The organism is Sporosarcina sp. SAFN-010 (assembly GCF_059415065.1).
The window spans coordinates 132384-146652 of sequence record NZ_JBPFDS010000007.1; the positions used below are offsets into that span (position 1 = coordinate 132384).

The window sequence follows — 14269 nt, forward strand, 5'->3', positions numbered from 1 at the left end:
TGCTTGTGATATACAGGCAATAACTCATATACTTTTAGTAGTTTTAAAACCTTACATTGATAATCTATCAACACTTAAAAACGCGTAGGAGTTCCTAATCGACAAGGTCCACCTTCAAGCTTCCTACACCTATATCGATGTCTAATTCGATACTTGTTTCACTATTTTCATACGCCTCGTTTATATATACGTTATTACCTTGTGCGATAAAATCTTTCATTTCAAGTTTTCCAAGTCCCTTATCTATACTCAGTTTAATGCCGGTCTGTTTTGGCATAAGTAGTGTCATCTTTCCAACACCTATATCAATATTCCCCTGAAGACTATTCTGCCATTCGCCCCCTAAGTCTATTGTTGAATCACTGACGCCGCCATCGATTGTCAATTTGTTCAGTTGAATTTCATTCAAGTTCAATGTCGCCTTAGAAACTCCCATGTCAACATCCAAGTCAATAGGAATATCATTGTTGAGTTGAATGTCCCAATGATTATTTTGATTGCTTCTATTGACTGCGAAAACTTTGGATTCTGCTTTGATCGTTAGAACACCCTTGTCTCCTTTTTTATCAAACTTTACTTTAGGAAGATACTTTTTGTTTTTATAATCAAATCTAGCGTCTAACCAGTTCGTGGAACCACCTTGAATATTTAAATTACCTGCGTCAAAATTGATGTTCACTGCTAATGATTTTACATCATCTTTTTCAATAGTGACTTCTTTTTCTGTCGAAGTGGCAAAGAACCACTTATATCCAAGTATGCATAGGGTAACTACCAAACCTGCGATTAACATAGCCAATATAGACTTCTTCATAGTTCATACTCCTTTTAAGTGGATTCTATTTTTATCTTTTATTCAATCTAATAAACTTCTAATAACTAGCAGGACAAGGTGTTTTTTTGTAGGAATAATTATGGGAATCAGGACTCTCGGAATCAGAATCTATTATTTCATATTATACTGATAGAAAGTATCTTAAAGTATAAAAAGTTGCATGATTCAGTTAGAAGTGATTTTATCATTGTTTATGGATAGTTATGCAGCTTTTTAAAGCTTTGTTATACTTGCAGTGTAGTGATAGTTGAACATCGTACGGACTATTTCCTAGGGGGATAAAACATGTCGAACAATCGATCGTACAGAAATTATGATGAAAAAGGGTATCCCGAACTTCATCTGGGGTATGCGGATTGTGATCTTACTCGGGCAATGGGAAGGATTATCCAATGCGTTGTATTCGTTACACAAAGGAGAAAATTTATGGGTTCAATTTAACTTAGATACAGATATCGAAGTAGTTGAAAAATATACGCTTTTAAACGGAACTGTTGAAATATTATATGAAGGAATGCGTCGTGATTTTCAACTGGGAGAAACCATTGACGCATCACAGTATGAAAAAATTATTTTATTTCACGCTTTGTCGGATGCGGAAATACTTATTAAAACCACAGTTGAAATTTTCGAACCTGACTTTTTTGAAACACAAGTTTTACAAGAAGAAGCGGATGCAATTGAAAAACTGGACGGCTATACATATATGCACTGCAATCGAATCAAGAACTACTCTATTGAAGTATGGACGGAACTCGATATGCCGAAGAATCTTTTGCAGACACTAAGATGGGGAGCTTATTTTCATGACATTGGTAAACTCACGGTGCCTTTAGAAATACTTAACAAGCCAGGGTCATTGACAGCTGAAGAATGGGATATTATGAAAGCTCATACAATTGAGGGTGCTAAAATGATGCGTAATCACAAAGTGGACATGCTAAGGAAATCAGCCTTCATTGTAGAGCAACATCACGAACGGTATGACGGTAAAGGGTATCCCTTTGGACTGAAGGGTGACGAGATATCACTGGAAGCATCGATTGTTAGCGTTGTAGATTCGTTTGACGCAATGACAACGGAACGTGCTTACAAAAAAGCATTACCCACCAAAGATGCTATTCAAGAACTAGTGGCGGGTAGGGGAACACAGTTCAATCCGAAAGCTGTGGATGCATTCCTTGCTGTGCTGGAGAAAAAGCAAAATAGATGGAAGTGACCTCCGAAAGTATAAGAGCACGTTAAATTAAATCGGAGTCATCCCATACAAACTGGAGGATGATTATGAAAACACATAATATGATATCACTACAAAATGCAGTCCTGCCTAACTACGATATTAGTGATAGAGAAATTTCATTTGACGTTTATATTAGTGCTGATCAACAAGTATGCATCCTCGGAACGGTGGACAATAACTACATATGTTGGTGTTCAATTACGACAATAGATGATATTGAAGAGAATGCAGAAATTTTTAATTATGTCTCTAATCAGCCTATCAGTACCGTATCGAGCATGTACAATGTACTGGGTGATAAGTATAAAGAAGTGTCCGAGTGGCACAGACTGCATATCGAAAAACGTCAGTACAACAATCAGAACTATTATTATTCCCCTGCTACGCCAATTTACTTTCAAGACAGCAAATCGTTCGCACTTGAGATTAAACGATTTTATAAACAAGAAAAATTGAAATGTGACTATCGATTACTCGAACACACCTATGTCATTCTTTTGGAAACGTACAAAGGAATACTGCATACTGACAATCCGGACCCTCAATATTATTATGAAATGAAACCGGTAATTCGAATTTTGGAAGATGAAAGTTACATCAAATTATGTATCGATTCGGAAGTCAGAAAGCTCTACGCTGACTGTATGGACGGTGCTCGAATTCTTTATAATCGATATATGAATGACGCCCATTAATCATTTAATGATTGGACTTTCAAAAACTCCATTAATAATTAATAGGCGTTAGACTATTACACGGTTAATTACAGCACTCATAAGCAGTTTCTCACCAATCACGATAATTGTGTTCATAGGTACTATTTGTATGAATCCAACCGCTTTTCGCTCATTAAATCACTCACCGTACCTAGATGAATTCCTCTCTTTTTTATCCCTTCAATTATTGCAGCAAGCCCCTCAGCAGTTGGTTTTGTGGGATGCATAAGTACCATGGAGCCATTTTCAATATCTGATAAAACTCGAGAGACCATCTCAGACGTATCTGGTTTTTTCCAGTCGACCGTGTCCGTCGTCCAAAGGATAGTTTTCATCTTCAGTTCATGTGCAACGTCAATAGTCACCTGATTAAAACTCCCGCTTGGCGGTGCAAACCACTTCGGTTTTACGCCCAATGTCGCTTTAATGACCTCATTTGTTTTCTCTAATTCAATCCATGTTTCTTCACGGGAACGATTAGCGAGATCAGGATGACTATAAGCGTGATTACCGATCTCATGTCCCTCAAGACTAATCATTGTTAAAATGTCGGGGTTCTGTTTCACCCAACTGCCATCAAAGAAAAAAGTAGCCTTTACATTAGACTCTTTTAACGTTTTTAACATATTTGGAATATGCTCCTCGCCCCATGCAACATTGATTAATAACGCGACTAGCGGCTTTTCAGGATTGCCTTTGTAAATAGGTGAAGGGGGAAGATCCTCTAGATGAACTTTTGGGGAAACCTCTTTAAAGACGAGATGTTCAGTATTGAAATTGTTGTTATCTAACATTTTTTGATAGGACTTCTCGATGTCGACAGTTAAACCGTTGTATCCTGGAATGGCCTTCCACACCCGGTCAATCTTCGCATCGATAGGCTTTATTTCATACTCCTTTGCATAGGATTGGATTGCTTTTGTAGAAACATCAGTTCCAGCGTCTGTCGCCATCATGGTTTCTTTTAAAGCGGGATTTTTTTCATTGCCAACAATTATGATAGCTAAGCAAACTATTATTACAAACACCAATAGAACAAATTGTTTCATAATAACCTCCAGTATAGAAGTTGTAGTCAATCTATTCTGGTATGCCCGTAGTTTGATTATTAATACTGAATCAGAAAGTACAGTCGTATTCCAAGGCTTTTTTGAATAAATGTTCATCGTCTACAATGATGGTTTTGCCTTTTGAGTCATTTTGACGAGTTTTTCTAGATTGTATGGTATACAGAGAATACGAAAAGACCGAATCTGTTCATATTGACAGATTCGGCCTTAACACATTGAATTAAAATGGATCCTTGAAAAACGTTATTGACGATTTTCTTTCGATTCATTTTCTAGACGATTAAATTTTAATTCATGATCCGCGGTCTTATGATTCACGAACTTAAAATCTGCTTCTATTCTTTGGAATCCTTCACGGGTCTCATTAAAACGCTGCGTCATTTCTTCACGCGTGCTCCGCTGTCCATTTTGAATAAGTTGAAGAGAAGTCTTCGTTTCTGAAGGAAACTCTTTTAGCTCGACTTCCAAACTACCAATACGTTGGTCCATCCCATCAAACTTGTTATCCATTCCATCAAACTTCTTATTCATCCCATCAAACTTGTTATCCATCCCATCGAGACGATGATCCATTCCATCAAGACGCTGATCCAACCCATCAAAGCGTTGATCCATCCTATCTAAACGATGATGTATAGGCTGGAGAGCGTCATCCAAGACGTATTTCAACGTGTTGATTAATTCCTTGTCCATGTTCTTCCTCCTCCCTTTTTGTTGGTTAACTCACTTACTTCCTATAAAATCCATTAGTATTCACCCGAGTGTATCCGATTTGTATTAGAACCAGAATACCACAGTTCGGAAATTTCCTACACCAAATTCAAACGTAAAGTTGCATGGGAATCTCAACGCCTAAAGATGCAACTTCCTTCATTAACAGCTATGATTAAAGTAGTTGAACATGCACCAGTTCGTAAAGGAGTGACACCATATGCAAAGTTACATAGTGATGCAAGGACGTACTTATCACGAAGAGAAAGAATTAGGAATTCTCTGGTCCTTGCAACAAGACAGTGCCGGAAATGTCCAGCATTTCTGGGAACGGATGAAAGAAGTCAATGAGGGGGATCGTATTTTCCATTATGTAAAAGGGGATATTGTCGCACTTAGTATAGCGAAAACCGGATACAGGGAAGAACGAAAGCCAACCCCAATTCATCTACCAGGCAATGAAAACGATAAAGGCTATCTAGTAGAGGCAGATTACTATGAATTTGATAAGCCATTAACAATCATAGATGTTTTCGATGAGATTCTCCCGCTTCTGCCTGTAAAGTATTCACCGTTTCAGGAAAACGCCAATGGGAATCAGGGCTATCTATATCCGTGCAACGATGAACTCACCATTAAACTTGTCGAGCTCATAAGCGACTTGAACATTTACGAAATCGATGAAGAGCAATTGGAATTCGTAATGGGAACCGTGCGAAAAACGGAGCACGATTTCCTCACTCCAATCCTCGCTGAAACCGAAGCAGAAGCAAAAACGAAAGTCCGACTTGGCCACCAACGATTCCGAAACGAACTCATGCCACTTTGGAACGATAAATGCGCACTTTGCGACATCGAGTTGCCCGAACTGCTTCAGGCAAGCTACGCAAAACCATGGAAAGACAGCACCAACAATGAGCGTATTGATCCCAACAACGGAATCTTACTTTGTCGCAACCATAATGCTTTGTATAACAATGGTCTTATTTCATTTGATGGACAAGGGAAGATTCATATATCAGCGAGCATCCCTGAAGAGGATTACAACAAGTATGGTCTTCATGGGAAGTTGCGGGTGAATAGAACCGAGGAGAATAAACCGTATTTGAAGTGGCATAAGAAGCATCTATTTAAGGAATAACCTTTGTTCGAAATAGCTGAAGCATATGAGTAATGAAACAGTGTGATTAATATTCAGAATATAATTGAAACGATTATTCGTCTCTTGTAAAATGGCAGTAACGTTAATCGGCAGGGAGTGAATTCATATGATTCGTTATATGGTATGAACAACATAATTGGGTTCCTTTTTAACGAGCAATACAAAAAATAAGGAATCCAGGAGGAATCACTATGAATACAGAAAACATTTCAACGTATTTGGATGAAAAGCAAAAGGAACTCTCTTTTTCCGGTGCCTTTTATGGTCGGAAAGGGGATAACATCATCACAGGTAGCCACGGATACTCAAACTGGTCAGACAAAGTAGAGAATCAGCTTAACACACGTTTTTCAATTGCTTCCGGCTGCAAGATCTTCACAGCAACCGCAATTTGCATGCTTGTTGAAGAAGGGAAGGTAACGTTCGACTCGAAACTAAGCGATTGCGTCGATCTTGAATTTCCTCATTTCAACAGCGAGATTACGATTCACCAGCTACTGACGCATACATCGGGGATACCTGACTATTTCAATGAAGACGTCATGGAAGATTACGAAGAACTGTGGGAAAGTCGTCCAGCTTATAACGTGCGTTCACCAAAGGACTTCCTGCCGCTTTTTCAACATGAACCAATGCAAGCAGAACCTAGCAGCCCGTTTCAATACAACAATTCAGGCTACATCTTGTTAGGACTCATCATTGAGCACGTAGCTAAGGTCAGCTTTACTAAATTTGTAGAAGATCGGATTTTCCGAAAAGCAGACATGCAAGACTCCGGATACTTCGAGACGGATCGATTGCCTGCACGAACCGCGTTTGGCTACATTGAACATGAAGATGGCTCTTGGAAAACTAACATCTACTCACTACCAGCTAAAGGTGGACCAGATGGCGGGGCTTACACAACTGTTTCAGACATGGCGAAGTTCTGGCAAGCACTGAAAACGAACGAGTTGCTGTCTGAAGAAATGACCGTGAATCTAATGAAACCTCGTGAAGTAGTAGATGAAGACAGGCTGATCTATTACGGATATGGCGGCTACATGGCAGTAGACAAACAACTTAACGTCGTCAAATATATCCAAATGGGTTACGACCCCGGCGTCAACTTCCGCGCCGTTTATGTACCTAAAGAAGAAGCGACGATTGTCGTGTGCTCCAATAAATCTGACGGTGCGTATGAGATGTTGAAGGAGATTGAGGGAGTACTAGAGTTGAAAATATAATAAGAACGTACTTAGGGCTATTGGGGGAAGTCACATTGACTTTTCCTGGTAGCTTTTTTAAACTGGGATCATACTTTTCAATAATAAATAGTTTCTTATCGCGATTAGGAATTGTTTCAGAGCTGCCCAGTACACTTCAAGGATTTTATTGATCCCGACTCTTCTGCCACTTTTTCTTCAGCCGGCTATCATAAAACGCCCATCCGACAAAAGCGTTGACAGCCAATAGCACTCCGTAGACGAATGATTCCCAGGTCATGGCCAGCTAGAACGCGTCCTTGATAGAAGTGGCATGGACAAACACATCGTAAGGATTTGCATTGTTGAAAGTGATCGGCAGTTGTCTCCAATATCGTATTGCTGGTAAGTGTGCCGTGTGACGTTTTTGATAACCTGGATATTGTGTCCAGCCTGATCTTCGAAAGAAACGGTCAGTTCATAAATCGAGTCTTGGTATTTGCGGTAGGTGACATCTGAATATCGGTCAAAAATCATGGCATCTGTACCTGTCTTTCCGAACGGCAGCAATTTTCGTATCAAGTTCCAACCAAAACGCCCTAAGAAGAATAGAAAAAACAGAAGTATGACACTTACTATCCCCCAGCCTTTTCCTTCTTTCTCCTGTTTCTCCCGTTTAATCCGTTTGCGTTTCACGTTTCGCTTGTATGATCTATTTTGCTCCAACCGATCCAGTGCTGGAAAGGAAAGCACCGTTGCGACGAGGCAACAGAACGCAAAAAATCCTAGGGTGAGAATACCGGCCAGGTAAAAGATACTGTCTATGACAATATCGTGTATCGTCGAAAAATCAGACGGACCCGATGAGTATCCGGATAGTGAATCATCCTTCTCGATCTCCATCATCTGCCTTTTAGAAATCCGGTTGAGAGTCTGTGATTCTTTACCGTTCGGCAGTATGACACGCACGTAATATGAGGGAGGAGTGAATAAACCTTTCGTTCCTGTCTTTTCAGTAACCGTTACTGACGTCGGATCTGCTGAGAATAAGTTGTATTCTTCCAGGTAGGACGACGCCGGCCCCCACGTCAGCAAGCTTAACAGTAACGTGACGGCTGCGAGTCCAGCAATTTCTTTTATCCTCTCCATTTGCCACACTCCCGAATGCTGATTACCCTTATCGTAGCGGATTGCTTACCGGATGAACAGGACTCAAATTGTTTGAATGCTTAAAACTGTAACATTCCACCACCACCGCCGTCTAACTTGTCAAAGGAGACTGAACGATGAGAAATATGATCTTTATGGCTGGCATAACCATTGCATTATTGCTAGGTGGATGCGGAACAGAGGGGACTGACCGGGCAACAGACACCAGTTCCGTTAAGCAGGATAGCTGGCGGGCGATCAAAACCGTAGGCGGCCGTGATATTATTGCAGAACTGAAACAGTCTGTCGAAGAGTCGCCTAAGCGGGATTTGGTAGCTCTGGAGCAACTGACTAGTACGGATTACACGGAAGGTTATTTCGGGAACCCGTCAAAGGAATTGGAAGAGGACATGGCGGTCCAGGCGATTGAAGGTCCTGCTGCAATCGACGCGGTCGAAGAAGTGTACGGTGCCGATGGAGGACTTGATAAGGAGGGGGTGCTCTTCTTTGAAAATCAGCAGGAAGGCGCTGCGCAGTCGGGGATTTGGATTGGGCTGAAAGACCCTGACAAGCGGTTGCAACAGGTCCTCGACATCTTGCAGCAGAAGATCGATGCGGGAGAGATCTTGGCGGAACCGATTTATATTTTCCGCAGTCCCCATACGCAGCATGAATTATATGTTCAGCAAGATAAAGTTGTGAAAGCGGTGGATGAACTATTCGACGGCCGTGGTTCCTATTCAGTTTCCGTAGATACGATTTCAGGAGCAATTGCAATCGGTCACGACTTTTTGAAAACTGAACAGCAGCAGAAACTGGAAAAACAATTCCCTGATTATGCGTTGAATTTTAAGCAGGAAGGTAACATGGTTGCAGAGCCAGGACAGTCTTCGGTTATCAAACCCAAAAAATTCGGAACTGAGTCACCTGTGGAAGAAGGCGGATTTGTCTTGGAGACTTCAAACGGCAGTTTTTTGGTCGCAGGAGGAACAGAAGGTGCGGTGAGCTATTCATTCCCCGAAGCCGATCAGCTAACAGTCGGGCAGCGAGTAAAAGTGGAAGCGACCGGCGCACTTGCCGAGTCATATCCTGCGCAAGGTACAGCGAAGTTCGTCGAAATACTTCCTGATTATCGCCCTGCAGGTGCTATGCTTTCGGAATCACAAGTTGTTGAGAAAGCGATTCAGGAGAATGCAAACGATTTTATTGTCATCGAAAAAGTGAGCTATGAACCGACACGCAGCGTTTGGACACTAATACTGAACGATGAGAGGGTGTTGGAGATTGAAGACCGGTGAAAGAGGAATAGATAATTGTACCTACGCACGACACAACTCAGGAAAGGTTCGGAATTTTTTCTGAAATGCATGGTTCAGCACTTTGATTTATAAGCCTATAAGCTGAAATTACTAAAGAACAAATAGTAATTTCAGCTTTTTTAGTATATAACTATCTCTACACGCATAAATGATAGATAGGATACTACAAAAAAACTCATAAATATTCTGATATTAAAAAACTATTACTCAATTATAAAAAACTTGTGTTAAAATTAATCCTCAGTCAACTTTGATGAAAGATTTGCATATGTTTACTCAATAGAGAGGGACGATTGTACGTTTTTATCGGAGGGGTTTGAAAAAAGTTTAAGGGGGATAGCTATGAAGAATCTATTTGCTAAATGGAATCAAATTAGTCTAGTAAAAAGAATTGGTATTGGTATTATTCTTGGTATTATTTTAGCCTTAACAGTGCCTGCAGCAAGTGGGATCACTATTTTTGGTTCATTATTCGTCGGTGCATTAAAAGCAGTAGCGCCAGTTCTAGTATTATTTTTAGTCATGTACGCACTTGCTGCGCATAAACGCGGTACGAAAACAAATATGAAGACGGTTCTAGCTCTATATGCGATTGGTACACTTCTAGCAGGGGTTGTCGCTGTCGCAGTAAGTTTTATATTCCCAGTTACACTAACGTTGACTAAAGGAGCGGAAGGACTTACTCCACCTGAAGGTATTGTCGAGGTCCTTCAAACGTTACTCTTTAATATGGTATCCAATCCAGTAGATGCTTTACTGAATGCGAACTATCTAGGTATTTTAATGTGGGCAGTTATTCTGGGTCTTGCACTAAAAAGTGCGAATCAAAACACGAAAGATATGTTGGGCAGCTTTTCGGATGCCATTACTAAAGTTGTACAATGGGTCATCAATCTAGCACCGATTGGTATTATGGGTCTTGTGTTTGATGCAATTGTAACAACTGGTCTTTCTGCTTTACTCGTATACGGAAAACTCGTTTTAATCTTAGTGGGTTGTATGTTGTTCATTGCACTTGTTGTGAATCCATTGATCGTCTATGTCTATATACGCAGAAATCCATATCCATTAGTGTTCAGAGTGTTAAAAGAAAGCGGTCTCACAGCATTCTTTACACGCAGTTCAGCTGCAAACATCCCTGTAAATATGAAATTGTGTGAAGAGCTTGGCTTGGATGAAGATACGTACGCCGTATCCATTCCTTTAGGGGCTACGATTAATATGGCGGGTGCAGCCGTTACAATCGCTGTACTTACACTTGCAGCAGTCAACACACTTGATATTCAAGTGGACTTCATGACAGCGCTCTTGCTATCTGTCATTGCAGCTGTTTCTGCAGCGGGTGCTTCAGGAGTGGCGGGCGGATCCCTTCTATTAATCCCTCTGGCATGCAGTCTGTTCGGAGTACCGAATGAGATTGCAATGCAAGTCGTGGGTGTAGGCTTTATCATCGGGGTTGTTCAAGACTCTTGTGAAACTGCATTGAACTCATCAACTGACGTCTTGTTCACGGCAACAGCTGAGTATGCTAAAGAGTATAAAGAAAGTAAAGTAGGTAACGCTGCTACTTTGAAGTCGTAAGGGATATAGGAATAAAAGAGACTACAATTACCGGAGATGATCTGGTGATTGTAGTTTTTTAGTATAAATGTTGGTGAGTAAAATAAACATAATAGCTTTCATCACATTTGTTCGCTGTATAAAGAGTTAGGCTAAATATGAAAATCCAGGTCTGTTGAATTTCCAACAGACCTGGATCTTTTTGATGACATAAACGGAAGTCATGCGCTACATAGTTTTGTCGATTTATCAAGTATTGTGACAATTATGGATTACTGGTAAGATGTGGATAGAGCTAGAATACTTCAGTAAGTTGGTGTTTATATGATCATTTATGAATCGACGAAAGAACAATTCGTAGGAGATGTCGTCAATGAGCTCCTTGTGGATCGTCTTTACAGCTCCTATCAACAGAAAATCGGCCGGACAAGTAAAGCGGAAATTCGATCTTGGGAAAACTCTCTCCAAAAGATGTCTAACGTTATGCAGGATGATGAGATACCAAAAGACGCAGCGGTTGCAATTGAGTTTAACATTCCCAATACATCGAAACGAGTGGATTTCCTGATTGCAGGAAATGACGGCGCTCAGGATCATGTTGTAATAGTTGAGTTGAAACAATGGGATGAAGTCGAGAAGATTCAAACGCGCGATGGGGTAGTCCGTACCTACATAGGAAAAGGAATGCGTGAACTCGTTCATCCTTCTTATCAGGCATGGTCGTATGCTGCATTAATTGAGGACTTTAACGAAAACGTCCAGCAACAGGAAATTCAATTGAAGCCTTGCGCTTATTTACATAATTACAGAAAAACAGAAAACGATCCGTTAACAGATGTACACTATGCTCCTCACCTTGAAAAAGCGCCTGTTTTTGCAAAAGGGGAAATTCAAAAGCTTCGAGAATTTATTAAAAAGTACATTCGTTTAGGTGATCAAGACCGTATAATCTATCAAATTGAAAACGGCAGAATCCGTCCTTCGAAATCACTGCAGGACACACTGAACAACATGCTGAAAGGGAACGAAGAATTCATCATGATTGATGAACAAAAAGTTTTCTATGAAGAGGCATTCCACTTAGCACTCAATAGTGTTCGTACAAACACGAAACAGGTAATGATTGTAGAAGGAGGTCCAGGAACTGGGAAATCCGTGCTGGCCATCAATCTTCTCGTCAAATTGATTGATCAGGAATTAGTGGCGATGTATGTCACTAAAAATGCAGCTCCTCGAAATATCTATTCAACTAAGTTGAAAAAGGATTTCAAGAAGTCCCATATCGATAACCTATTCAAAGGCTCTGGCAGCTTTACAGAAGCTGAACTCAACGAATTCGATATCTTAATTGTAGATGAAGCTCATCGATTGAACGAGAAATCGGGGATGTTCAAAAACAAAGGGGAAAATCAAGTCAAGGAATTGATCAAAGGCTCCCATTTCACTATCTTTTTCATCGATGAACACCAAAAAGTAACATTGAGTGATATTGGCAGCACGGAGACAATCGAAAAATATGCTGCAGAATTTGGTGCAGAAGTTATTACTAGAAAACTCGTTTCTCAGTTCAGATGTGACGGATCAGATGGCTACATTTCATGGCTCGATGATGTGTTAGAAATTAGAGATACTGCCAATACGAACGACATGGGGATGGACTACGACTTCCGAATTTTTGACGAACCAAACGCCATGTTGGATGAAATTGAGAAGCTAAATAAACACAATAACAAATCTCGTATGATGGCGGGCTACTGTTGGGAGTGGCCGAAGCCAAATAGACTCGACGTCGACCACTTTGACATCACTTTACCAGAACATGATTTTGGTATCAGTTGGAACATAGAAAACACATGGGCAATCGAAAATACCTCCGTTCGTGAAGCAGGCTGCATCCATACAGCACAAGGACTCGAATTCGATTATGTAGGCGTTATTATAGGTGATGATTTAAGAATGGAAAATGGACTGTTAGTAACTGACTTCACCAGAAGAGCGAAAACCGATCAATCACTAAAGGGAATTAAAAAGCTTGCGAAAGAAGATCCGGAGAAGGCTCACGCACTGGCGGATCCAATTATTCGGAATACCTACCGGACGTTGATGACAAGGGGGCAGAAGGGGTGCTTTGTATACTGCACGAATCCTGAGCTGCAGGGGTATTTGAAAGAACGGTTGGAGATGGTGACGATGTATCAGAGGAAGAGGGAGAAGGATTTGTATTTGGTGGATGAGAAAAGGGAGTATTGAATTTTTCTAGTAGATACCGTTCGTGACTATGTGACTGTGCGCAGAATTATCGTAAATGTTTAAATAAAAATGAAAGTTTCTTGCACAGGCACTTAGCAATGAAACTTATGCAATGCAAGGAGAGTATTATCATTAAAAAGAAAGTCGGAAACATAAGTCCTGAAAATAACACACTAAAAGAAAATATTGAAGCTGCAAAGGTACTTGTTGATTTCGCAAAAGAGGCATTGAATTTTGGAAGGAGTGGCAAAGAGGTTACTTTAGCAGATCAGTATTCAACCTCAGAATATAATAAAGGTCTCTTGGAAACATTAAATTATATAAACAAAGAAATCGATAAAGCTGACGAAACTCTTGGGAAATCCAATCTTTACAAACAACGAGAAGACATACTAAATAGAATGAGAGAAGAAAAAGAAAATCAACGTCTTTACAATAATGAAAGAGAAGCAAGTGACAGAAACTTAGCTACTGGTCTCGTCACTGTTGTAGCTGTAGTTGCCTTAGGCGCTGGAGGAGTTGCAACTAAAATCTTATTAGATAGTAAAAAATCTTAAAATTCTACAAAACATTTTTCACAAAAAGAATTTTCTACCAGAATAATGTAGAGTATAAAATAAGTTGCTTGGAGCAAATACAATTTGGAATAGTGTCTGAATTGTATGCAGTCCAGGTACCGATTAACTAATTCCGTAAATGCTTCACTAAAAAGACATTAAGGTGGCGTGGATAATGAATCAAGATCTCTTAGAAAAGAAATTAAGATCTATAGGAAAAGAAATCTTTGTTGAATACTTTGAGGAGTTTAGTGATTTAAGTGTTGATAATGGAGAATTGGCTAAGAAACTGCTAAGTGAAAATCCAAAAGCTATTTCCTTAAATGCACAAAAGACAAGAATTTCTAATGCTAGAAAAATATTCGAGAAGAATATGGAAATTAGAGCACTGGAAAACATTGTCGAGTCGAATAGAGTAAAAGAAAATATCCGAGAAAAGGCAAAGAGACTAGTTGCCAATACAAAGAAAATTAACTAAATATTTCTTTCTATGTTGATGGAAATAACGTACGTGGA

The 14269-nt window shown here is 40.0% G+C and carries 13 protein-coding genes; 9 read left to right on the top strand and 4 right to left on the bottom strand.

The window, feature by feature from the left end:
• Positions 1 to 94 precede the first annotated feature (94 nt).
• Positions 95 to 814 carry a toast rack family protein gene (locus tag ACR65F_RS09995; RefSeq protein WP_440504315.1) on the bottom strand — a complete coding sequence of 240 codons (720 nt, stop codon included), beginning with the start codon at positions 812 to 814 and terminating at the stop codon, positions 95 to 97.
• Between the two features lie 370 nt (positions 815 to 1184).
• Here ACR65F_RS09995 and ACR65F_RS10000 point away from each other — a divergent pair, with 370 nt between their 5' ends.
• Positions 1185 to 2054 carry an HD-GYP domain-containing protein gene (locus tag ACR65F_RS10000; RefSeq protein WP_440504359.1) on the top strand — a complete coding sequence of 290 codons (870 nt, stop codon included), beginning with the start codon at positions 1185 to 1187 and terminating at the stop codon, positions 2052 to 2054.
• Positions 2055 to 2119: 65 nt separating this feature from the next.
• Entirely contained in the window at positions 2120 to 2770 is a 651-nt protein-coding gene (locus tag ACR65F_RS10005; protein WP_440504316.1) for a hypothetical protein, read from the top strand.
• Between the two features lie 122 nt (positions 2771 to 2892).
• Here ACR65F_RS10005 and ACR65F_RS10010 read toward each other — a convergent pair whose 3' ends face one another.
• Entirely contained in the window at positions 2893 to 3843 is a 951-nt protein-coding gene (locus tag ACR65F_RS10010; protein WP_440504360.1) for a polysaccharide deacetylase family protein, read from the bottom strand.
• A 261-nt stretch (positions 3844 to 4104) separates the two neighbouring features.
• Positions 4105 to 4554 (bottom strand): hypothetical protein, encoded by a 450-nt coding sequence (locus ACR65F_RS10015; RefSeq protein WP_440504317.1) that lies wholly within the window; start codon positions 4552 to 4554, stop codon positions 4105 to 4107.
• 238 nt (positions 4555 to 4792) lie between these two features.
• Here ACR65F_RS10015 and ACR65F_RS10020 point away from each other — a divergent pair, with 238 nt between their 5' ends.
• Both ACR65F_RS10020 and ACR65F_RS10025 read left to right on the top strand, forming a co-directional pair.
• Entirely contained in the window at positions 4793 to 5713 is a 921-nt protein-coding gene (locus ACR65F_RS10020) for an HNH endonuclease (RefSeq protein WP_440504318.1), read from the top strand.
• Between the two features lie 212 nt (positions 5714 to 5925).
• Complete coding sequence (locus ACR65F_RS10025; RefSeq protein WP_440504319.1) at positions 5926 to 6960, top strand: serine hydrolase domain-containing protein; 1035 nt, start codon at positions 5926 to 5928, stop codon at positions 6958 to 6960.
• A gap of 255 nt (positions 6961 to 7215) precedes the next feature.
• On the opposite strand, the gene ACR65F_RS10030 is transcribed toward ACR65F_RS10025, so the two are convergent.
• Positions 7216 to 8067 carry a hypothetical protein gene (locus ACR65F_RS10030; RefSeq protein WP_440504320.1) on the bottom strand — a complete coding sequence of 284 codons (852 nt, stop codon included), beginning with the start codon at positions 8065 to 8067 and terminating at the stop codon, positions 7216 to 7218.
• Between the two features lie 137 nt (positions 8068 to 8204).
• On the opposite strand from ACR65F_RS10030, the gene ACR65F_RS10035 reads away from it, so the two are divergent.
• The 5 genes from ACR65F_RS10035 to ACR65F_RS10055 all read left to right on the top strand — a co-directional run bounded on the left by ACR65F_RS10035 (position 8205) and on the right by ACR65F_RS10055 (position 14231).
• Positions 8205 to 9365, top strand: a complete 1161-nt coding sequence (locus tag ACR65F_RS10035) for a DUF3221 domain-containing protein (RefSeq protein ID WP_440504321.1) — start codon at positions 8205 to 8207, stop codon at positions 9363 to 9365.
• A gap of 363 nt (positions 9366 to 9728) precedes the next feature.
• Positions 9729 to 10967, top strand: coding sequence for a serine/threonine transporter SstT (gene sstT / locus ACR65F_RS10040; RefSeq protein WP_440504322.1), 1239 nt, complete (start codon positions 9729 to 9731; stop codon positions 10965 to 10967).
• Between the two features lie 303 nt (positions 10968 to 11270).
• Positions 11271 to 13196, top strand: a complete 1926-nt coding sequence (locus tag ACR65F_RS10045; protein ID WP_440504323.1) for a DNA/RNA helicase domain-containing protein — start codon at positions 11271 to 11273, stop codon at positions 13194 to 13196.
• A gap of 98 nt (positions 13197 to 13294) precedes the next feature.
• A complete protein-coding gene (locus tag ACR65F_RS10050) occupies positions 13295 to 13753 on the top strand; it encodes a hypothetical protein (RefSeq protein ID WP_440504324.1) in 459 nt (152 codons plus the stop codon).
• Between the two features lie 175 nt (positions 13754 to 13928).
• Positions 13929 to 14231: a hypothetical protein gene (locus tag ACR65F_RS10055; RefSeq protein ID WP_440504325.1), complete on the top strand. Its 303-nt coding sequence runs from the start codon at positions 13929 to 13931 to the stop codon at positions 14229 to 14231.
• The last annotated feature ends 38 nt before the right edge of the window (positions 14232 to 14269 follow it).

Bases quoted from the DNA above. Each gene is read 5' to 3' on its own strand.
- ACR65F_RS09995 (WP_440504315.1), bottom strand. From the start codon at position 814: ATGAAGAAGTCTATATTGGCTATGTTAATCGCAGGTTTGGTAGTTACC.
- ACR65F_RS10000 (WP_440504359.1), top strand. From the start codon at position 1,185: ATGCGGATTGTGATCTTACTCGGGCAATGGGAAGGATTATCCAATGCG.
- ACR65F_RS10005 (WP_440504316.1), top strand. From the start codon at position 2,120: ATGAAAACACATAATATGATATCACTACAAAATGCAGTCCTGCCTAAC.
- ACR65F_RS10015 (WP_440504317.1), bottom strand. From the start codon at position 4,554: ATGGACAAGGAATTAATCAACACGTTGAAATACGTCTTGGATGACGCT.
- ACR65F_RS10020 (WP_440504318.1), top strand. From the start codon at position 4,793: ATGCAAAGTTACATAGTGATGCAAGGACGTACTTATCACGAAGAGAAA.
- ACR65F_RS10025 (WP_440504319.1), top strand. From the start codon at position 5,926: ATGAATACAGAAAACATTTCAACGTATTTGGATGAAAAGCAAAAGGAA.
- ACR65F_RS10030 (WP_440504320.1), bottom strand. From the start codon at position 8,067: ATGGAGAGGATAAAAGAAATTGCTGGACTCGCAGCCGTCACGTTACTG.
- ACR65F_RS10035 (WP_440504321.1), top strand. From the start codon at position 8,205: ATGAGAAATATGATCTTTATGGCTGGCATAACCATTGCATTATTGCTA.
- sstT (WP_440504322.1), top strand. From the start codon at position 9,729: ATGAAGAATCTATTTGCTAAATGGAATCAAATTAGTCTAGTAAAAAGA.
- ACR65F_RS10045 (WP_440504323.1), top strand. From the start codon at position 11,271: ATGATCATTTATGAATCGACGAAAGAACAATTCGTAGGAGATGTCGTC.
- ACR65F_RS10050 (WP_440504324.1), top strand. From the start codon at position 13,295: ATGAAACTTATGCAATGCAAGGAGAGTATTATCATTAAAAAGAAAGTC.
- ACR65F_RS10055 (WP_440504325.1), top strand. From the start codon at position 13,929: ATGAATCAAGATCTCTTAGAAAAGAAATTAAGATCTATAGGAAAAGAA.